The sequence below is a fragment of the Pseudomonas sp. UBA6753 genome (genome assembly GCF_002453565.1).
GTDB classification, from domain to species: Bacteria; Pseudomonadota; Gammaproteobacteria; order Pseudomonadales; family Pseudomonadaceae; genus Aquipseudomonas; species Aquipseudomonas putida_Z.
Genome location: NZ_DKHD01000059.1, coordinates 31,849 through 49,891 on the forward strand (window position 1 = coordinate 31,849; position 18,043 = coordinate 49,891).

At 63.5% G+C, this 18,043-nt stretch carries 20 protein-coding genes and 1 tRNA gene; 15 read left to right on the top strand and 6 right to left on the bottom strand.

Going from position 1 to position 18,043, the window contains the following annotated elements:
* A partial coding sequence (locus tag B2790_RS22805; protein ID WP_286919836.1) for a hypothetical protein occupies positions 1–372 on the top strand: 372 nt, incomplete at its 5' end.
* Here the strand turns inward: B2790_RS22805 and B2790_RS22810 are convergent.
* Positions 348–830 carry a TIGR02444 family protein gene (locus B2790_RS22810; RefSeq protein WP_286919837.1) on the bottom strand — a complete coding sequence of 161 codons (483 nt, stop codon included), beginning with the start codon at positions 828–830 and terminating at the stop codon, positions 348–350. The two genes, B2790_RS22805 and B2790_RS22810, sit on opposite strands and share 25 nt — an antisense overlap.
* Before the next feature lie 50 nt (positions 831–880).
* On the opposite strand from B2790_RS22810, the gene B2790_RS22815 reads away from it, so the two are divergent.
* The 3 genes from B2790_RS22815 to B2790_RS22825 all read left to right on the top strand — a co-directional run bounded on the left by B2790_RS22815 (position 881) and on the right by B2790_RS22825 (position 4,214).
* Positions 881–2,791, top strand: coding sequence for an ATP-binding cassette domain-containing protein (locus B2790_RS22815; protein WP_286919838.1), 1,911 nt, complete (start codon positions 881–883; stop codon positions 2,789–2,791).
* Positions 2,791–3,378, top strand: coding sequence for a mechanosensitive ion channel family protein (locus B2790_RS22820; protein ID WP_286919839.1), 588 nt, complete (start codon positions 2,791–2,793; stop codon positions 3,376–3,378). Before B2790_RS22815 ends, B2790_RS22820 begins: the two co-directional genes overlap by 1 nt.
* A gap of 203 nt (positions 3,379–3,581) precedes the next feature.
* Positions 3,582–4,214 (top strand): LysE family transporter, encoded by a 633-nt coding sequence (locus B2790_RS22825; protein WP_046616418.1) that lies wholly within the window; start codon positions 3,582–3,584, stop codon positions 4,212–4,214.
* A 106-nt stretch (positions 4,215–4,320) separates the two neighbouring features.
* Here B2790_RS22825 and B2790_RS22830 read toward each other — a convergent pair whose 3' ends face one another.
* Together B2790_RS22830 and B2790_RS22835 are read right to left on the bottom strand one after the other, a co-directional pair.
* Positions 4,321–5,073: a slipin family protein gene (locus B2790_RS22830; RefSeq protein WP_025337287.1), complete on the bottom strand. Its 753-nt coding sequence runs from the start codon at positions 5,071–5,073 to the stop codon at positions 4,321–4,323.
* Between the two features lie 2 nt (positions 5,074–5,075).
* Positions 5,076–6,422 (bottom strand): NfeD family protein, encoded by a 1,347-nt coding sequence (locus tag B2790_RS22835; protein ID WP_286919840.1) that lies wholly within the window; start codon positions 6,420–6,422, stop codon positions 5,076–5,078.
* Positions 6,423–6,520: 98 nt separating this feature from the next.
* On the opposite strand from B2790_RS22835, the gene B2790_RS22840 reads away from it, so the two are divergent.
* The 3 genes from B2790_RS22840 to B2790_RS22850 all read left to right on the top strand — a co-directional run bounded on the left by B2790_RS22840 (position 6,521) and on the right by B2790_RS22850 (position 7,990).
* Positions 6,521–6,979: an aminoacyl-tRNA deacylase gene (locus B2790_RS22840; RefSeq protein ID WP_003260230.1), complete on the top strand. Its 459-nt coding sequence runs from the start codon at positions 6,521–6,523 to the stop codon at positions 6,977–6,979.
* 60 nt (positions 6,980–7,039) lie between these two features.
* Positions 7,040–7,282, top strand: coding sequence for a DUF2789 domain-containing protein (locus tag B2790_RS22845; RefSeq protein WP_075044292.1), 243 nt, complete (start codon positions 7,040–7,042; stop codon positions 7,280–7,282).
* A 69-nt stretch (positions 7,283–7,351) separates the two neighbouring features.
* The gene (locus tag B2790_RS22850) at positions 7,352–7,990 is read left to right on the top strand and encodes an NADH:ubiquinone oxidoreductase subunit N (RefSeq protein WP_075044293.1); all 639 of its coding nucleotides are present in this window, start codon (positions 7,352–7,354) and stop codon (positions 7,988–7,990) included.
* A 6-nt stretch (positions 7,991–7,996) separates the two neighbouring features.
* Here the strand turns inward: B2790_RS22850 and B2790_RS22855 are convergent, their stop codons facing one another.
* From B2790_RS22855 to B2790_RS22865, 3 genes are all read right to left on the bottom strand, one after another.
* Entirely contained in the window at positions 7,997–8,434 is a 438-nt protein-coding gene (locus B2790_RS22855; RefSeq protein WP_025337291.1) for a CBS domain-containing protein, read from the bottom strand.
* A 213-nt stretch (positions 8,435–8,647) separates the two neighbouring features.
* Positions 8,648–10,378, bottom strand: coding sequence for a dipeptidase (locus B2790_RS22860; protein WP_286919841.1), 1,731 nt, complete (start codon positions 10,376–10,378; stop codon positions 8,648–8,650).
* Between the two features lie 160 nt (positions 10,379–10,538).
* Positions 10,539–10,615 (bottom strand) — tRNA-Arg (locus B2790_RS22865).
* Positions 10,616–10,822: 207 nt separating this feature from the next.
* Here B2790_RS22865 and B2790_RS22870 point away from each other — a divergent pair.
* From B2790_RS22870 to B2790_RS22905, 8 genes are all read left to right on the top strand, one after another.
* The gene (locus B2790_RS22870) at positions 10,823–11,572 is read left to right on the top strand and encodes a GntR family transcriptional regulator (RefSeq protein ID WP_015268562.1); all 750 of its coding nucleotides are present in this window, start codon (positions 10,823–10,825) and stop codon (positions 11,570–11,572) included.
* Entirely contained in the window at positions 11,569–13,293 is a 1,725-nt protein-coding gene (locus tag B2790_RS22875; protein ID WP_286919842.1) for a fumarate reductase/succinate dehydrogenase flavoprotein subunit, read from the top strand. The genes B2790_RS22870 and B2790_RS22875 overlap by 4 nt, the downstream gene beginning before the upstream one ends.
* A gap of 63 nt (positions 13,294–13,356) precedes the next feature.
* Entirely contained in the window at positions 13,357–13,602 is a 246-nt protein-coding gene (locus B2790_RS22880) for a 4Fe-4S dicluster domain-containing protein (protein WP_008096634.1), read from the top strand.
* A 118-nt stretch (positions 13,603–13,720) separates the two neighbouring features.
* A complete protein-coding gene (locus B2790_RS22885) occupies positions 13,721–15,127 on the top strand; it encodes an ABC transporter substrate-binding protein (protein ID WP_015268564.1) in 1,407 nt (468 codons plus the stop codon).
* 15 nt (positions 15,128–15,142) lie between these two features.
* Entirely contained in the window at positions 15,143–15,925 is a 783-nt protein-coding gene (locus B2790_RS22890) for an ABC transporter permease (protein WP_015268565.1), read from the top strand.
* Positions 15,925–16,776, top strand: a complete 852-nt coding sequence (locus tag B2790_RS22895; RefSeq protein ID WP_286919843.1) for an ABC transporter ATP-binding protein — start codon at positions 15,925–15,927, stop codon at positions 16,774–16,776. The genes B2790_RS22890 and B2790_RS22895 overlap by 1 nt, the downstream gene beginning before the upstream one ends.
* The gene (locus tag B2790_RS22900; protein ID WP_286919844.1) at positions 16,773–17,738 is read left to right on the top strand and encodes a HEAT repeat domain-containing protein; all 966 of its coding nucleotides are present in this window, start codon (positions 16,773–16,775) and stop codon (positions 17,736–17,738) included. The genes B2790_RS22895 and B2790_RS22900 overlap by 4 nt, the downstream gene beginning before the upstream one ends.
* Complete coding sequence (locus tag B2790_RS22905; RefSeq protein WP_286919845.1) at positions 17,738–18,019, top strand: DUF971 domain-containing protein; 282 nt, start codon at positions 17,738–17,740, stop codon at positions 18,017–18,019. Before B2790_RS22900 ends, B2790_RS22905 begins: the two co-directional genes overlap by 1 nt.
* The last annotated feature ends 24 nt before the right edge of the window (positions 18,020–18,043 follow it).

Below are 18,043 nucleotides of genomic sequence, written 5' to 3' on the forward strand. Positions count from 1 at the left end.
GCCAAACCTGCAGCCAAGCCGGCTGCCAAGGCCACCGCAGCCGCTAAACCTGCAGCCAAGCCTGCAGCCAAAGCCACCGCAGCCGCTAAACCTGCAGCCAAGCCAGCGGCGGCCAAAACGCCAGCCAAAGCCGCTGCTGCCAAGCCGGCCGCGAAACCAGCTGCCGCCAAGGCCCCAGCACGTACGGCTGCCAAACCCGCCGCCAAGCCAGCAGCTGCCAAGCCTGTTGCCAGCAAGCCAGCCGAAGCCAAACCGGCTACGCCAGCCGCCAGCACTCCGGCCGCCGCGACCAACTCGGCCACCCCGGCAGCTTCGGTAGCGCCATCGGCACCTGCCAGCACCCCGGCTCAGGCACCGTCTTCGGCGTCCTGAAGCGCTGCCGCCGCGACGCGCAACCGAACCAGCGCGTCGTGGTGGCGGGCCTGGGCCGGCGCCAGCCGGTCCAGCCAGTTTTCCATGGGCTCATGGGCGCCGACCGGCCACTGTCGCGAACGCTCCTGCAAGCGTTCCAGCAAGGCTTTCTCGGCCTGTAACTCCAACCCCTTCACCTGCTCACGCAGCGCCGCCAGTTGCGCATCACTTTGCGCCGCTGCTCGCCACTGCTGGCGCAAGCTACGTAACGGGTTGACCACTTCGCGCTGCCAGGGCTCGGCAACCTCGCGCAATGCCTGCACGCGTTCGTCCCGCACGGCCACGCCACGCGCCTGCAACCAGGTTGCGCACAGCAGCAGACAGACATCGCCACCCAGCGCCTGCAGGGCGAGGCAGGCGGCTTCCACGCCGGGCCTGGCGTACAGGGCCAGGGCGTGATTCCACAGGTCGGTGTGCATGGTTCCACTCGCGCTATGGGCCGAGGAAGCTGGTAGACTCCGCGACCATCATGATCAGACTATCCAACCTCACTTTACAGCGTGGTCCGCAGCGCTTGCTAGAAGGCGCCGAGATGACCCTGCACACCGGTCACAAGGCCGGCCTGATCGGCGCCAACGGCGCCGGAAAATCCAGCCTGTTCGCCTTGCTGCGCGGTGAACTGTCGCCTGATGCCGGCGATTGCCAGCTGCCCGGTGACTGGCGCATCGCCCACATGCGCCAGGAAGTCGATACCCTCGACCGCCTGGCCGTGGACTATGTGCTCGACGGTGACGTGCGCCTGCGCAAGGTCCAGGCCGAACTGGCCGCGGCCGAGCAGGCCCACGACGGTACCGCCCTGGCGCGCCTGCACATTGAGCTGGATAGCGCCGACGGCTATACCGCCGACGCCCGCGCATGCAAGTTGCTGGCCGGCCTTGGTTTCACCAACGAACAGATGGACCGCCGCGTCGGCGACTTCTCCGGTGGTTGGCGGATGCGCCTGAACCTGGCCCAGGCCCTGATGTGCCCGTCCGACCTGCTGCTGCTCGACGAGCCCACCAACCACCTGGACCTGGACGCTATCCTGTGGCTGGAGGACTGGCTCAAGGGCTACCCCGGCACGTTGTTGCTGATCTCCCACGACCGCGACTTCCTCGATGCCGTAGTCGACCATGTGCTGCACATCGAGCAGCGCAAGCTGAACCTGTACAAAGGCGGCTACACCGCCTTCGAGCGCACCCGGGCCGAGCGCCTGGCGCAACAGCAGCAGGCCTACGAGAAACAGCAGGCCCAGCGTGCGCACATGGAAAAGTACATTGCCCGCTTCAAGGCCCAGGCCACCAAGGCCCGCCAGGCACAGAGCCGGATCAAGGCCCTGGAGCGCATGGAGGAGCTGTCGGCGGCGCATGTCGATTCGCCGTTCGACTTCGTTTTCCGCGAGTCGCAGAAAATCTCCAGCCCGCTGCTCAGCCTGTCCGAAGGCCGCCTGGGCTACGGTGACAAGGCGATCCTCGACAAGGTCAAGCTGCAGCTCACCCCCGGTGCGCGCATTGGCCTGCTCGGCCCCAACGGCGCTGGCAAGTCGACCCTGATCAAGAACCTCGCAGGCGAACTCGAGCCACTGTCGGGCCGCCTGGTGCGGGGTGAGAACCTGGCTGTGGGCTACTTTGCCCAGCACCAGCTGGATTCGCTGGACGACAAGGCCAGCCCGCTGCTGCACCTGCAACGCATTGCCCCCACCGAGCGTGAGCAGACCCTGCGCGACTTCCTGGGTGGCTTCGACTTCCATGGTGATCGCGTCGACGAGCCGGTGGTGAACTTCTCCGGTGGTGAGAAGGCCCGCCTGGCGCTGGCCCTGATCGCCTGGGAGCGACCGAACCTGCTGCTGCTCGACGAACCGACCAACCACCTCGACCTGGAAATGCGCCTGGCGCTGACCATGGCCCTGCAGGAGTTTGCCGGTGCCGTGGTGGTGGTGTCGCACGACCGTCATCTGCTCAAGAGCACAACCGACGACTTCCTGTTGGTGGCTGACTGCAAGGTCGACATCTTCGATGGTGACCTGGACGACTACAGCCGCTGGCTGGTCGAGTACCGCCAGCGCAGCGCGCCGGCCAGCACCGCCCCGGTCAACCCGGACAAGACCGACAAGAAGGCCCAACGCCAGGCTGCCGCAGCCTTGCGCCAGCAACTGGCCCCGCACAAGAAGGCCGCTGACAAGCTGGAAGCCGAGCTCAACCAGGTGCACGCGCAACTGGCCGAGATCGAGACCGCACTGGGTGATGGTGGCCTCTACGACGCGTCGCGCAAGGACGAGTTGCGTGACCTGCTGGCGCGCCAGACCAAGCTGAAGCAGCGCGAAGGCGAACTGGAAGAGGCCTGGATGGAAGCGCTGGAAACCCTCGAAAGCATGCAGGCCGAGCTCGAGGCGCTGTCCTGATGGAGGAACTGCGTTCGCTGCTGCCAGGGCAATGGATGGACACCTTCTGGCTGGGCTTGCAGATCCTGTTGATCCTGGTAGCGGCCTTCGTCCTGCAGCGCATCGTTGCACGCGGGCTGAGCCGCCTGAGCCAGCGTTACCCGTTGCCGCCGGAACTGCTGGTGCCGGTGCGTGGTGGCCTGCGCTGGCTGATCATGGGCAGCGCGTTGCTGTTCGTGCTGGAGCGCCTGGGTGTATCGGCGACTGTGCTGTGGACAGCACTGTCCGGCTTCGTCGCGGTGGCGGCGGTGGCCTTCTTCGCCATGTGGAGCGTGCTGTCCAACCTGCTGTGCGCGGTACTGATCTTCACCGTCGGGCCGTTTCGTATTGGTGACGTGGTCGAACTGGTCGAGACCTTGGACAAGCCGGGCGTCAAGGGCCGGGTGATTGCCATCAACCTGCTGTTCACCACCCTGATGGAAATGCCCGAGGCGGGCGGGGCGCTGGTGCAGGTGCCCAATAGCCAGTTCTTCCAGAAGTCGGTACGCCGCTGGCGCGGGGCTGAGGTGCAGTCCATGCACAAAGAGTCGTCCGCCGAGGTGGATTGATTAATCCTGTACGGCCCTCTTCGCGGGCTTGCCCGCTCCCACAGGGAATCCATAGCCTTTGAGGGCAGCGCAATACCTGTGGGAGCGGGCAAGCCCGCGAAGAGGCCGGTACAGGCAGAACAAATCCTGCAAAATTTACTGGTTATTTTTTCACCAACACCTTAGCTTAACGTTTTGCAACATATGTTCGAGCGAGGTGTGTGATGTCGATGGAAGTGTGGTTGGGCTTCTTTGCCGCCTGTTGGGTGATCAGCCTTTCACCCGGTGCCGGGGCGATTGCCTCGATGTCCAGCGGCCTGCAATACGGCTTCTGGCGTGGTTACTGGAACGCCCTGGGCCTGCAACTGGGCCTGATCGTGCAGATCGCCATCATCGCCGCCGGCGTCGGCGCCATCCTGGCCGCCTCGGCCACGGCATTCCAGATCATCAAATGGTTCGGCGTCGCCTACCTTGTCTACTTGGCCTACAAGCAATGGCGAGCCTTGCCGATGGACATGAGCGATGAATCCGCCGTGCGCCCTATCGGTAAACCGCTGAGCCTGGTGTTCCGTGGCTTCCTGGTCAACGTCAGCAACCCCAAGGCACTGGTGTTCATGCTGGCGGTGCTGCCGCAGTTCATCAACCCGCATGAACCTCTGTTGCCGCAGTATGTGGCGATCACCGTGACCATGGTCACCGTGGATATGCTGGTGATGGCGGGGTACACCGGGTTGGCTGCGCGGGTTTTGCGCTTGCTGCGTACGCCCAAGCAGCAGAAGCGTTTGAACCGGACGTTCGCCGGGTTGTTCATTGGCGCGGCCACCTTCCTGGCGACTTTGCGTCGCGCGCCAGTCTGACAGACCGTAGGCCATTCGCGGGCTTGCCCGCTCCCACAGGTATTACTGCAGCCCTGAGGGCAGCGCAGTACCGGTGGGAGCGGGCAAGCCCGCGAATGGGCCACCTCTATTTCTGCTTGTCCACCAACCCCTTGAGCAAATCCACCGGCAGCGGAAAGACGATGGTCGAACTCTTGTCCCCGGCAATCGTCCCCAGCGTCTGCATGTAACGCAACTGCATCGCCCCCGGCTCCTTGCTCAGCATCTGCGCCGCCTGCATCAATTTCTCCGACGCCTGCAACTCACCCTCGGCATGGATCACCTTGGCCCGTCGTTCACGCTCGGCCTCGGCCTGGCGGGCAATGGCACGCACCATCGATTCGTTGAGGTCGACGTGCTTGATCTCGACGTTGGCCACCTTGATGCCCCAGGCATCGGTCTGTGCATCCAGCACCTGGCGAATGTCCGAGTTCAGCTGCTCGCGTTCGGCCAACAGTTCATCCAGTTCGTGCTTGCCGAGCACCGCGCGCAGCGTGGTCTGGGCCAGCTGGCTGGTCGCCACGAGGAAGTCCTCGACCTGGATGATCGCTTTCTGCGGGTCGAGCACGCGGAAGTAGACCACGGCGTTGACCTTGACCGAGACGTTGTCGCGGGTGATCACATCCTGCGGTGGTACATCCAGCACCACGGTGCGCAGGTCGACCCGCACCATTTGCTGGATCACCGGGATCAGCAGGATCAGCCCCGGCCCCTTAACCTGCCAGAAGCGCCCCAGCTGGAACACCACGCCGCGCTCGTATTCGCGCAGGATGCGGAATGCCGACAGCAACAGCATCGCCAGCACGATCAGCACCGCGCCGAAGCCCAATTGCATGAACATGGTCATTCTCCTTGCGCCGCGGGCGCGGCGGCGCTCACTTCCAGCATGACGCCATGGCGCGCGGTCACCCGCACGTTCTGGCCCGCTTGCAGTGGCGTTGCACACTGCGCCTGCCATTGCTCGCCCTGGGCCAGCACAAAGCCACAGAACGGGTTGCCCGCCATCACTTGGGTGACGGTGACCAGGCTGCCGACCAGGCCGGCGTCACCGCTGACCAGCGCCCGTCGGCGGGCCTTGAGCGCCATGCCCAGCACACCGCCGATCAGCAGCGCCGAGAGCACCGCCAGGGTGCCGATCAGGGCCAGCGGGATGCCGAAACCAGGGGCATCGGTGTCGATCAGGATCAGCGCGCCGACCACGAAGGCGACGATGCCGCCAAAACCGACCACGCCGAAACTGGGCAGGAAGGCTTCGGCGATCATGAAGGCGATACCGAGCAATATCAGCGCCACCCCGGCGAAGCTCACCGGCAACAGCTGCAGGGCATACAGCGCCAGCAGCAGGCAGATGCCGCCGACCACGCCGCCTACCGTCGAGCCGGGGTTCATGAACTCGAACAGCAGGCCGTACACACCGATCATGATCAGGATCAGCGCCACGCTGGGGTTGGTGATGACTGCGAGCACCCGTGTGCGCCAGTCCGGCAGGTGCTCGACCAGGCTGGCGCCGGCAGTCTGCAGTTGCTGGGGCTGGCCAGCGACAGTGAGCGTTTTGCCATCGAGCTTGCGCAGCAGGTCGGGCAGGTCATCGGCCACCAGGTCGATCACGTCGAGCCGCAAGGCCTCGCTGGCGGACAGGCTGACCGCCTCGCGCACAGCCTTCTCCGCCCAGTCGGCATTGCGCCCGCGCAGCTGCGCCAGGCCACGAATGTAGGCTGCCGCATCGTTGACCTGCTTGCGCGCGAGGGTTTCGTCATCGCTGCCTTTGGCCTTGTCGTCCTTGGGCGTGCCTGGCGGGGCGCCTATCTGCACGGGCGTTGCGGCACCCAGGTTGGTACCGGGCGCCATGGCTGCGACATGGCTGGCATAGAGGATATAAGTGCCGGCGCTGGCGGCGCGGGCACCACTGGGGGCGACGAAGGTTGCGACCGGCACGGGGCTGGCGAGAATCGCCTTGATCATCTGGCGCATGGCGCTGTCGAGCCCGCCCGGGGTGTCCATGCGGATAACCACCAGTTGCGCACCCTGCGCCTTGGCCTGGTCGAGGCTGCGCAACAGGTAGTCGGCGCTGGCCGGGCCGATGGCGTCATCGATGCCCAGCACCCAGACTGCACCGGGCGCTGCCAAGCCACCTGGCGTGATACCAAGCAGCAACAGCAGCAACAGCCAGCGCCAGCAGCGGGTGATCACCTGTCGTCACCTCGTTTGCCTCTATTGCACAAGTTTAGCCCTGCCTGCTGGTACCCGGCCTAAAATTGGAAATTGGGGGGCGAAACCGGAGGTGCATCATGCGTATGGCAAAGACCCTGCAGGATCGCCTGGACAAGGCCAACTGCGACTACGACATCATTCCCCATCCACATTCGGCCACCAGCCTGGAGTCGGCCCGTACGGCCGGCGTGCCCGCCGAGCGGGTCGCCAAGTCGGTGATGCTCGATGACCGTCATGGCAACTACATCATGGCCGTGCTGCCGGCCAACCGGCATCTGGACATGACCAAGGTGCGCATGTCCGGGGCCTGGCAACTGACCCGGGAAAGCGGCCTGCCTAGCCTGTTCGGCGACTGCGAGCGCGGTGCCGTACCGGCGCTTGGCGATGCCTACCAGATAAAGATGCTGCTTGATTCGAGTCTTACCCGCCAAGGCGATGTCTATCTGGAGGCGGGTGATCACGATCACCTGATCCACATGAGCATGGAGCAATATCTGAAGCTGGTGCCGCGCGCCGAAGTGCGTGAGCTCAGCTGATGCTCTCAACCCATGCCGGGCCGGCATCGTCGACGACCGGTCTGGCGACGAGGAGGAACCATGGATAAGCCGATTCATCCTTTGTCCGAGATTTTCAAACAGCTGGGGCTGTCTGACGATCCGGTCGATATCGACCGTTTCATCACCACCCATTCGCCGCTCGACGACGATATAAAGCTGGTTGACGCGCCTTTCTGGAACGATTCACAGCGCGCTTTTCTGAAAGAGAAGTACATCGCTGATGACGACTGGATTCCGATGATCGACCAACTGAACGAGGCGCTGCATCCAAGCAAAAAATAAAGCGCCGAGTGGTGCCTGACGAGTGATTGGCCGTTGCTATGCTCAGGAAAACAACAAGGGGATAGCGCGATGAAAGATCCCTACGCACCAGGCTTCTGGTGCTCCGTGACGATCCTGGGCACGTTGACGGCCAGTTATTTCTACGGCATACGGCAAACGCAACAGATGAACCAGGCGGTGCATTTCCTGTATGCCGCTGCCGCTGTCACTGTGGCGGTTGCACTGGTGGCGCTGGCCTGGATCGCCTGGCAGCAACTGCACCTGAACAAGCGTGAGGTGGTGCAGGGGCGAACGTTGCTGACCATCTGGAACACCAAGGTCGCGCTACGCCGCGTCGAGACGGTTTTCGACCGCTACTTCTGGGGCAGCTACTGGCATTCGGGGCGCACCTTCGAAGAGGTCATGGGCGAGCTCAAGGGCACGCCGCTGGAGCAGAGCCTGGATGCCCTGAAACGCCAGTGCCGCTTGCTCGACCGCGAAATTCATGACCACCATCACCACTGGCTGGCCAATGCCCGCGACCTGTCCAGCGTGGCCCAGGCCATGGCCCGTGAACGCTACCAGCTGGATGTGGGAGAGCCGACCCGCAGCGGCCATGGCAACACCGCCGTGCTCAACCGGGACCTGGAAGTGCTGGTTTACACCTGGTCGGCGCGCCTGCGCAGCTTCGACCATCAGCTGGACGAACTGGAGCGCGCCTACCATTGAGGCGCTTCATTCACCGCGGATGTATTGCTCCAGTTTGAGGATCAGGTTTGCCTGTTCGGCGATGGTTTCCTTGACCAGGTCACCGATCGACAGCAGGCCGAGCAGCTCGCCATTGCTGACCACCGGCAGGTGGCGCAGGTGGCGGTTGGTCATCAGGTTCATGCAGTACTCGAGGTTCTGCTTCGGTTCCACGGTGACCACCGGCGCACTCATGATCTCGCGCACGGGGGTAGCGGCGGACGAGCGGCCCTTGAGCACCAGTTTGCGCGCATAGTCCCGTTCACTGACGATACCCACTACCTGGTTGGCCTCGACCACCGGTAGCGCACCGACGTTTTTCTCCGCCAGCAGCTTCAGGGCGTCGAGTACCGAGTCATCCGGGCCGATGGTGTATACGGTCTGGTGCTGGGACTTGGTCTTGAGGATTTGTTCGACGGTCTTCATACGGGCCTCTGCGGGTGAAAAAAGCGATGTTTCGGAGTAAATAAAGCATCCGGCACGGCGCTCTGCACGGCAATGCAGGAAACGGCATCGAGTCGATTGAAAAACGTCATGAGCGGTCGCCTGTACCGGCCTCTTCGCGGGCATGCCCGCTCCCACAGGTTGCGTAATTCCTGTGGGAGCGGGCGTGCCCGCGAAGAGGCCGGTAGAGTTGGCTCAGAGCTTCGGCATCTGCCCGATCCGCGCCACCATCTCGCTCACCACCTGCAAGTCCAGCATGAACTGCTCAACGGTCTTGAACTCGTTGTCGTTGTGCCCGGTGTACTTCACATCCGGCATGGCCAGGCCGAACTGCACGCCGTTAGGCAAGTCGTGTACCGAGGTTGCACCCGCCGAGGTGCCGAACTCGTGCTTCATGCCCAGGTTCTCGGTGGCCACGTCAAGCAAGGCCTTGACCCATTCGCCCTCGGGGTTGCGGTACATCGGCTCGTCCAGGCTGTAGTCGAAGGCCACCGAGGTATGGCTCTGCCGGGTCCATTTGCCCAGCTTGTCAGCCAGTTCGTCCTTGATCGTGGCAATTGGCTTGCCTTTCGGAATGCGCAGGTTCACCGCCAGTTTCAGGCCTTTTTCATCCACCCCGACAAAGGTCAGCGAGGCGGTCAGCGGGCCCATGAACGAATCCTTGAAGGCCACGCCGAGCTTGTTGCCCAGGTAGTCCAGGCCCCAGTTGTCAGTGGCGTAGCGGGCGGCATCGGTGAAGTGGTTGTGCTTGAGCGGCACATCCTTGCCCAGGCCGTTGATGAAACCAAGCATGCGCGCCACCGGGTTGACCCCGGACTCCGGCTCTGAAGAGTGGGCGGAAACGCCGGTCACGGTGAGCAACACCTGCTTGCCATCGGCCTTGGCGGCGATGCTGAAGTCGCCGCCATTACGCTTCACGTAATCGGCGCCGGCTTTTTCCAGCTGGCTGGCCAGCTTCGCCGGGTTGTCGGTGACCAGGGTCGCGACCGAGGTAGTCGGGATCTGGTTGGTGGCCAGGCCGCCGGTCAGGTTGACGATCTCGGCACCCTTGCCACTGGCCCGGCGCTTGCTGAAGCTGGCCATGATCGTGCCGTAGCCTTTCTCGGCGATGACCACCGGGTAGCCGCCATCGAGGGCCAGGTTGTAGTCGGGCGTGGGGTTGCGCTCGAAGTAGTAGGGGATGGCATCACCGCTGGTTTCTTCAGTGGTGTCGATCAGCAGCTTGAACTGGCGAACCAGCGGCAGGTTCTCGTCCTTGGCCACTTTCAGCGCGTACATCGCCACGACAATGCCGTTCTTGTCGTCTTCGGTGCCGCGGCCGTACATGCGGTCACCGACCAGGGTGACCTTGAACGGGTCCAGGCGCGTGCCATCGGCCAGCTTCCAGTTGTCCGGGTTGACCGGCACTACGTCGGCGTGGGCATGGATGCCGACCACTTCCTTGCCGCTGCCCAGCGAAATCTCGTACACCCGGTTGTCGATATTGCGGAAAGCCAGGCCGAAGCTGTCGGCCAGGGCCTTGATCTTGTCGGCGATCCTGAGGAACTCGGGGTTCTCGTGCTGCGGCGTGCCTTCGACGTTGAAGGTGGGGATGGCCACCAGTTCACGCAGGGTTTCGCTGGCAGCCTTGCCGTACTTGATGCGGGTATACAGGCCGAGCAGGCGGTTGATCTCGTTCTGCTGCTCGACAGCCAATGGCTTGCCGGCCAGGTAGGCATCCAGGGTTGCCGCGAGGTTGTCGGTCTTGGCCAGGTCGCTGCCTTTGAGCTTGCCGAGGAACTGCTTGAAGTCGCTTGGGTCGCTGCCGTCGAAGGCTTTGACGATGGCCGCGGACTGCTGCTGGGTAAGGTTGGCCTGTGCCGGTTGGGTGAACAGGCCGATGCTGGCCAGCAGCAGGGTGGTGGCGGTAAGTTTTTTCAGGTGCATGGTTGTGCGCATTCCTTCGCCAATCATTGTTGTGGGTTGCCCGTCGGGAAACGGGAAGACGCCCACGCTAACACCAATGACCCGTGGCACGGGAGTGCCAGAAACGCGACATGTCGCACAAACGAAAAAGCCCCGGGCACAGGCCCAGGGCTTTTTGATATGGCGCACTCGGCGGGATTCGAACCCACGACCCCTGCCTTCGGAGGGCAGTACTCTATCCAGCTGAGCTACGAGTGCAACGCGCACGCATGATACCCATCTGATCCGATGGCGTCCATCGCCTTGATCTGTAGCCGTTTTTACCTTTCGCCGAGAGCTGCCGACAGCAGCAATCACAAACGCATCTATCCATATGCGATATCGATATTTCCACAGCAGTTATTATGCCCTCTATTCTCTGGTCACAACTTGTTATAACAAGTATTCGATCAGCGAAGAGACCCCATGGCCGAACTGCTCCCCCTGTCCCCGGTACCGCTTTACACCCAGCTCAAGGAATTGCTGCGCGAGCGCATCCTCGACGGCACTTATCCATCGCATAGCCGCATGCCCTCGGAAAGCGAACTGGGCAAGGCCTTCGACGTCAGCCGCATCACCGTGCGCCAGGCACTGGGCGACCTGCAGAAGGAAGGGCTGATTTTCAAGATTCATGGCAAGGGCACCTTCGTAGCCAAGCCCAAGGCTTTCCAGAACGTCAGTACCCTGCAGGGGTTGGGCGAGTCGATGACGCAAATGGGTTACGAGGTGATCAACCGCCTGCGCAGTTTCCGCCATGTGCCAGCCAATGCATTGGTGGCCGCGCGGCTGCAGGTCGAGGAGGGCAGCCTGGTCACCGAGATCCGCCGAGTACGGCTGATCAACCGCGAGCCGGTGTCGCTGGAGCTGACCTGGTTGCCCAAGGCCGTCGGCGAAAAGCTGGAAAAGGCCGACCTTGTCACCCGCGACATTTTCCTGCTCCTGGAAAACGACTGCGGCATTGCCCTTGGCCACGCCGACCTGGCCATCGATGCCGTGCTGGCCGACAGCGACCTGACCCAGGCCCTGGATGTTGAAGAAGGCTCGCCGATCATGCGCATCGAGCGCCTGACCCATGCCGCCGACGGTACGCCACTGGACTTCGAACACCTTTACTACCGCGGCGATGCTTTCCAGTACCGCCTGCGCATCGACCGCCAGAAGGGGAGCAAGGCATGAGCATCCAGACCCAGGACTACGACATCATCGTCATCGGTGGCGGTACCGCCGGGCCGATGGCGGCGATCAAGGCCAAGGAGCAGGACAAAAACCTGCGCGTGCTGCTGCTGGACAAGGCCAACGTCAAGCGCAGCGGTGCCATCAGCATGGGCATGGATGGCCTGAACAACGCGATCATCCCAGGCCATGCCACCCCCGAGCAGTACACCAAGGAAATCACCGTGGCCAATGACGGCATCATCAACCAGGCCACGGTGCATGCCTACGCTACCCACAGCTTCGAAACCATCGAGCAACTCGACCGCTGGGGGGTGAAGTTCGAGAAGGACGAGACCGGCGACTACGCGGTGAAAAAGGTTCACCACATGGGCGCCTACGTGCTGCCCATGCCCGAAGGCCACGACATCAAGAAGGTGCTGTACCGTCAGCTCAAGCGTGCCCGGGTCGAAATCAGCAACCGTATGGTCTGCACCCGTGTGCTGCTCGATGGTGAAGGCGCGGCCGCTGGCGTGCTGGGTTTCGATTGCCGTAGCGGCGAGTTTCGCGTGGTGCGGGCCAAGGCGGTGATCCTTGCCTGCGGCGCGGCCGGGCGCCTGGGCCTGCCGTCGTCGGGCTATCTGATGGGCACCTACGAGAACCCGACCAACGCCGGTGATGGCTACGCCATGGCCTACCATGCAGGTGCCGAACTGGCCAACCTCGAGTGCTTCCAGATCAACCCGCTGATCAAGGACTACAACGGCCCGGCCTGTGCCTACGTCACCGGCCCACTGGGTGGATATACCGCCAACAGCAAGGGTGAGCGCTTTATCGAGTGCGACTACTGGAGCGGCCAGATGATGTGGGAGTTCCATCAGGAACTCGAGGGCGGCAATGGCCCGGTGTTCCTCAAGCTCGATCACTTGGCCGAGGAAACCATCCAGAACATCGAAGAGATCTTGCACAGCAACGAGCGCCCCAGTCGTGGCCAGTTCCACGCCGGGCGTGGCACCGATTATCGCCAGCACATGGTCGAGATGCATATCTCGGAGATCGGTTTCTGCTCGGGGCATTCGGCGTCGGGGGTTTGGGTCAATGAAAAGGCCGAGACCAGCGTCAAAGGACTGTATGCCGCGGGCGATATGGCAGCGGTGCCGCACAACTACATGCTCGGGGCCTTCACCTATGGCTGGTTTGCCGGTGTGAACGCTGCGCATTACGTGACCGGGCGCGAACTCGCCGAGGTCGATGCCGAACAGGTCGAGCGCGAGCGCGCGCGGGTGTATGCCCCGCTGCAGCGTCAGCATGGCCTGCCGCCGGCGCAGGTCGAGTACAAGCTCAGACGCATGGTCAACGATTACCTGCAACCGCCGAAGGTGACCAAAAAGATGGAAATCGGCCTGGCGCGCTTTGCCGAGATCGAACGTGACCTGGACCAGATGAAGGCCAGCAACCCTCATGAACTGATGCGTGCGATGGAAGTTTCGGTGATTCGCGATTGCGCCGAGATGGCGGCGCGGGCCTCGCTGTTCCGCGAGGAAAGCCGCTGGGGGCTGTACCACCACCGGGTGGACTTCCCTGAGCGCAACGATGGCGAGTGGTTCTGCCATTGCCATCTGAAAAAGGGCGAGAACGGTGAAATGACCAGCTTCAGGAAAGCGGTCGAGCCTTACCTGATTGCGTTGGACGCAGAAGAGCAATCCGCCTACGACCAGCTGCGGGTAAAGGCCGATGCAGCCTAGGCGACGCTGTGTCCTGTGAACACTTCGAAGAACGAGGGCCGCAGGCCCCGAGGACTCCGTGAAATGGCCTACCAGCCGCAAGAAATCTTCTTCCGCAGCAGCGCCCCCGTCACCATCGACGAAGACAAGTGCATCGCCGAAAAAGGCTGCACCGTCTGCGTGGAGGTTTGCCCCATGGACCTGCTGGCGATCAACCCGGCCACGCAGAAGGCCTACATGGCGTTCGACGAATGCTGGTACTGCATGCCCTGCGAAAAGGACTGCCCCACGGGTGCGGTGAAGGTCGACATCCCGTACCTGCTGCGCTGATTCATCCCGCCATCCGGCGCACCACCGGACGCCCTCCTGCTGTGCCCCTCGTTTCCCACCACCCAAGCCGGGCGGCGGAGACGACCCAACTCTTATAACGACTCGAGGGGAAACACCCATGCGCCTTGTTGCAACCGTGGCCGGCCTCGCGCTGGCGCTCACTGGCCTGAATGCCAGCGCCGAAACCATCCGCATCGCCATTGGCACCCAGGACACCACCATCAACTGCGCCACTGGTGGCCTGCTGATACGCGAGCTTGGCCTGCTGGACAAGTACCTGCCGCATGACGGCAAATACAAAGATGCCAAGTATCAGGTGGAGTGGAAGAACTTCACCAGCGGTGCGCCACTGACCAATGAAATGGTCGCTGGCAAACTCGACTTCGGTGCAATGGCCGACTTCCCCGGGTCGTTCAACGGTGTTGCCCACCTCGATGCCGGCAAGCGCAGCCTGTTCGTAAGCGTGCTGTCGGGCAGCGTGCACGGCAGTGGCAATGGCATCGTCGTACCGGCGGCGTCCAGCGTGCAGTCGCTGGCTGAACTCAAGGGCAGGACCATTTCCGTGCCGTTCGCCTCCACCGCCCACGGCATGCTGCTGCGTGCCGTAGCAGCCCAGGGCTGGGACCCGCAGAAGGATGTGCGAATCATCGCCCAGGCGCCGGAAATCGCCGGTTCCGCCCTGCGTAGCAACCGCATCGAAGCCCATGCCGACTTCGTGCCGTTCGCCGAACTGTTCCCCAACCGCGGCTTCGCCCGCAAGATCTATGACGGCGCCCAGGCCAACGCACCGACCTTCCATGGTGCTTTGGTCGATGCCGATTATGCGAAGAAGTACCCTGAAGTGGTCACCGCCTACCTGCGCGCCAGCCTCGAAGCCGATCGGCTGATCGCTGCGGAACCTGAGAAGTACAGCGAGTTGATCGAGAAAGTCACCGGCATCGAGGCCGAGGTCAATTACCTGTTCCACGGCCCGCTCGGCCTGCAGACCCGCGACCTGACCTGGAAGCCTGAATACCGTCAGGCAGTCGCAACCTCCATCGATACGCTCAAGCTGCTTAAAAAGACCGACCGCGGCCTCGACACCGACAAGTTCATCGACGACCAGTACATCCGTGCGGCCTTCAAGGAGGCTGGCCTGGACTACGACAAGGCGCTGAAAGACTACGATCCGCAGCCACTCAAGGCCAATGACGCGCTGACAGGCAAACCGATCACCGACTTCAGCCGCCTGGCACAGATCTGGGTGCGCGGTGAAGGCAAGGTCCGCCACTACGCTTCGCCGGAGGCCGCGCTTGGCGCCTTGGCCCAGCTGGAGCAGGAGGGCAAGGACATCCGCGCCATCTACGCCCAGGCCGCCGACAGCGGAATCAAGTTGCTGGCGAACCAGGCCTGGTTCGTGCGTAACGCCAAGGGTGAACTGGCGGCGTTCCTGCTCAAGGACCAGGCCGAGCAGTATGCCAAGGCCCATGGCGGTGAAGCGCTGGACTTCGTCAGCGCCAACCAGAAGCTGGTCGCCCAGCGCTGACCGGGAGGCACCGACATGACCTGCAACCTCAAGCGCTGGCCGGTGCGCCTGGCTTCGCTGCTGGCCTGCCTGCTGTTCTGGCAGGTCGCGGCGAGCGTGAAGCTGGACCTCGGGCTGCTGACGTTCACCTATGTCCCCACACCGAAGGCGGTGCTGGAAGCTGCTTGGCAGTTGCTGACCTCCAGCACCCTGCTGGCGCACCTGGGCAGCAGCCTGTCGCGGGTTTTTGCCGGTTATGGCGCCGCGGCGCTGATTGGCGTGGCCCTGGGGTTGTTGATCGGCCGCTCGAAATGGGCCGAGGACACTCTGCTGCCGCCACTCGAAGTGCTGCGGCCGATTCCGGCGGTGGCGTGGATCCCGCTGGCGATCCTGATGTTCCCATCGTCGGAACTGTCGATGGTGTTCATAACGTTCACTGGCGCGCTGTTCCCGATCCTGCTGAACACCGTGCACGGCGTCGAGGCCATCGACCCGCGCCTGGTGGCATCGGCGCGAAGCCTCGGTGCAGAGCGTTGGTCGATCCTGCGCGAAGTGGTGTTGCCTGGAGCGCTGCCAAGCATCGTCACTGGCCTGGCCATCGGCATGGGGACTTCATGGTTCTGCCTGGTCACCGCCGAGATGATTTCCGGACAGTTCGGTATCGGCTACTACACCTGGGAGTCGTACACCTTGCAAAACTACCCGGACATCATCGTCGGCATGCTGCTGATCGGCGTGCTGGGCATGGGCAGCAGCGCCCTGGTCAAGCGCCTTGGGGAATTGGCCACGCCTTGGTACCGCACGCGGAGGGCCAGCTGATGAACAGTTATCAACCAGCACCAGGGCGTATCGACGGGCGTGGCCTGTCGATACGACTGGGGCACGGCAGCGAAGCATTCGAGGCGGTGCAGCGTCTGGACTTTGCCGTAGAGCCTGGCGAGTTCGTCTGCATTCTTGGCCCCTCCGGTTGCGGCAAGTCTACGTTGCTTGGCGCCCTGGCCGGGCACCTGGTGCCCAGCAGCGGCCAGTTGAGCGTGGATGGCCAGACCGTTGTCGGGCCGTCACCGCAGCGTGGCATGGTATTTCAGCACCACACCTTGCTGCCTTGGCGTAGCGTGCTCGACAACGTGGCCTTTGGCCTGAAGATGCAGGGCCAGAGCCGCGCCGAACGTCGCCGGCAGGCTCGTGAAATGCTGCAACTGGTGGGGCTGGCCGACTTTGCCGGGCGCTGGCCCAGTCAGTTGTCCGGCGGCATGCAGCAACGGGCCGAGATTGCCCGGGTGCTGATCAACCGGCCGCGCCTTTTGCTGATGGACGAACCCTTCGGTGCCCTGGATGCGCAAACCCGTGCACGCATGCAGGAGCTGTTGCTGGATATCTGGGCAAGCATCCGCACCACCGTGGTGTTCGTCACCCACGATATCGACGAGGCGCTGTTCCTGGCCGACCGTATTCTGGTGATGAGCCCGCGACCTGGCCGCTTTATCGAAGACCTGCACCTGGAGTTTCCGCGCCCACGCCGCGCCAGCCTGCTGACCAGCCCTGAATTCACTCACCTCAAGCGTCACTGTCTGGCCTTGCTCCGTCACGAGGAAGGCCGCGAACTCCCGCGCCTGACCCCGCTGGGCCTGCCGGACACTGAGCACCCACCGCTACGGATCGCGCTATGACTGAACGAACGACTGACAACTCCGACATCCTTGCTCTTCTGCCTCGTCTTGGTGCCGCTGATGCAGGCGTGCGCCGCATCGCCCTGATCGAACTGGCCGACCTGGAAGACCCGGATGGCTTGCCATGGCTCACCGATGCACTGCTGGTGGATGCCGCCGACGAGGTGCGTGCCGAGGCCGCGCGCCTGCTCGAGGCCTGGGAAGAACCCGAAGTTGTGCAGGCCCTGTGCGCTGCGCTGGCCGATACTGCCGAGCCGGTACGGCTGGCTGCCGCCCAGAGCCTCAGCGAACTCAAGAGCCTTGAAACCGGTCAGCTGATCCTGCCATGGGTCAAGCATGCCGATGCCTTCGTCCGTGCAAGCGCCCTGCGTGCCTTGCGCGAGCTGCGCCTGGAAGATGCTGCAGAGCCTGCACTGCTGGCCCTGGCCGATGGCGACGCCGCGGTCCGGCGTGAGGCAGTGGGTATTCTTGGCTGGCTCAAGCACCAGCCGGCATTGCCAGCATTGGCAAAGCTTGCCGCAGACGAGCCGGACACCGAGGTGCGCCGCGCGGCCATTGGTGCGCTGGGCCTCGCCCGCGACAGCGCGGTGGTGCCAGCATTGGTGGCTGCATTGGCTGACAAGGCCTGGCAAGTGCGCGAAGAAGCCGCCACCACGCTAGGCAAGGTGGGCCTGGCCCCAGCAGGCCCGGCACTGGTAGATGCCCTTGCCGATGACTTCTGGCAAGTACGTCTGCGTGCGGCACGGTCCCTGGGGCGGCTGCGTCATGCTGCGGCCCTGGACGCCCTTGGCGAGTTGCTCGGCCACGGCATTGCCAACCTGCGCAAGGAGGCGGCTCTGGCCCTGGGTGAGCTGGGTCAGGCGCGTGCCTTGCCGGTGCTGCAGGCCGCCGAGGCCGATAGCGACCCCGAGGTGCGCAAGGCTGTGCGGATCGCCATGGCGCAACTGCGCGGGGCCTCCTGATGAACGCCCCGCAAGCTATTCGCAACATGCGCGGGCCCGGGCAACTGGTGCTGCAATGGCAAGACGGCGAACACAGCCTCAGCCATGCCCGCCTGCGCGGTGCTTGCCCCTGTTCACAATGCCGAGCGGCACGGTTGCAGGGGGGCATCAGCCTGATTCGCGATGATGTGCGCGTGGTGCAAATCGAGCCGCAAGGATATGGCGTGCAGCTGGTGTTCAGCGATGGGCATGAGCGGGGTATCTATCCTTGGGCTTACCTGCGTGACCTCAGTGCCCGGTGAGTCTTCTTCGCGGGCATGCCCGCT

Excerpts from the sequence above, each read along its gene's own strand:
- B2790_RS22825 (WP_046616418.1), top strand. The coding sequence starts at position 3,582 with ATGTCGATGGAAGTGTGGTTGGGCTTCTTTGCCGCCTGTTGGGTGATC.
- B2790_RS22830 (WP_025337287.1), bottom strand. The coding sequence starts at position 5,073 with ATGTTCATGCAATTGGGCTTCGGCGCGGTGCTGATCGTGCTGGCGATG.
- B2790_RS22900 (WP_286919844.1), top strand. The coding sequence starts at position 16,773 with ATGACTGAACGAACGACTGACAACTCCGACATCCTTGCTCTTCTGCCT.
- B2790_RS22810 (WP_286919837.1), bottom strand. The coding sequence starts at position 830 with ATGCACACCGACCTGTGGAATCACGCCCTGGCCCTGTACGCCAGGCCC.
- B2790_RS22870 (WP_015268562.1), top strand. The coding sequence starts at position 10,823 with ATGGCCGAACTGCTCCCCCTGTCCCCGGTACCGCTTTACACCCAGCTC.
- B2790_RS22850 (WP_075044293.1), top strand. The coding sequence starts at position 7,352 with ATGAAAGATCCCTACGCACCAGGCTTCTGGTGCTCCGTGACGATCCTG.
- B2790_RS22875 (WP_286919842.1), top strand. The coding sequence starts at position 11,569 with ATGAGCATCCAGACCCAGGACTACGACATCATCGTCATCGGTGGCGGT.
- B2790_RS22895 (WP_286919843.1), top strand. The coding sequence starts at position 15,925 with ATGAACAGTTATCAACCAGCACCAGGGCGTATCGACGGGCGTGGCCTG.
- B2790_RS22840 (WP_003260230.1), top strand. The coding sequence starts at position 6,521 with ATGCGTATGGCAAAGACCCTGCAGGATCGCCTGGACAAGGCCAACTGC.
- B2790_RS22815 (WP_286919838.1), top strand. The coding sequence starts at position 881 with ATGATCAGACTATCCAACCTCACTTTACAGCGTGGTCCGCAGCGCTTG.
- B2790_RS22890 (WP_015268565.1), top strand. The coding sequence starts at position 15,143 with ATGACCTGCAACCTCAAGCGCTGGCCGGTGCGCCTGGCTTCGCTGCTG.
- B2790_RS22905 (WP_286919845.1), top strand. The coding sequence starts at position 17,738 with ATGAACGCCCCGCAAGCTATTCGCAACATGCGCGGGCCCGGGCAACTG.
- B2790_RS22855 (WP_025337291.1), bottom strand. The coding sequence starts at position 8,434 with ATGAAGACCGTCGAACAAATCCTCAAGACCAAGTCCCAGCACCAGACC.
- B2790_RS22885 (WP_015268564.1), top strand. The coding sequence starts at position 13,721 with ATGCGCCTTGTTGCAACCGTGGCCGGCCTCGCGCTGGCGCTCACTGGC.
- B2790_RS22820 (WP_286919839.1), top strand. The coding sequence starts at position 2,791 with ATGGAGGAACTGCGTTCGCTGCTGCCAGGGCAATGGATGGACACCTTC.
- B2790_RS22860 (WP_286919841.1), bottom strand. The coding sequence starts at position 10,378 with ATGCACCTGAAAAAACTTACCGCCACCACCCTGCTGCTGGCCAGCATC.
- B2790_RS22845 (WP_075044292.1), top strand. The coding sequence starts at position 7,040 with ATGGATAAGCCGATTCATCCTTTGTCCGAGATTTTCAAACAGCTGGGG.
- B2790_RS22880 (WP_008096634.1), top strand. The coding sequence starts at position 13,357 with ATGGCCTACCAGCCGCAAGAAATCTTCTTCCGCAGCAGCGCCCCCGTC.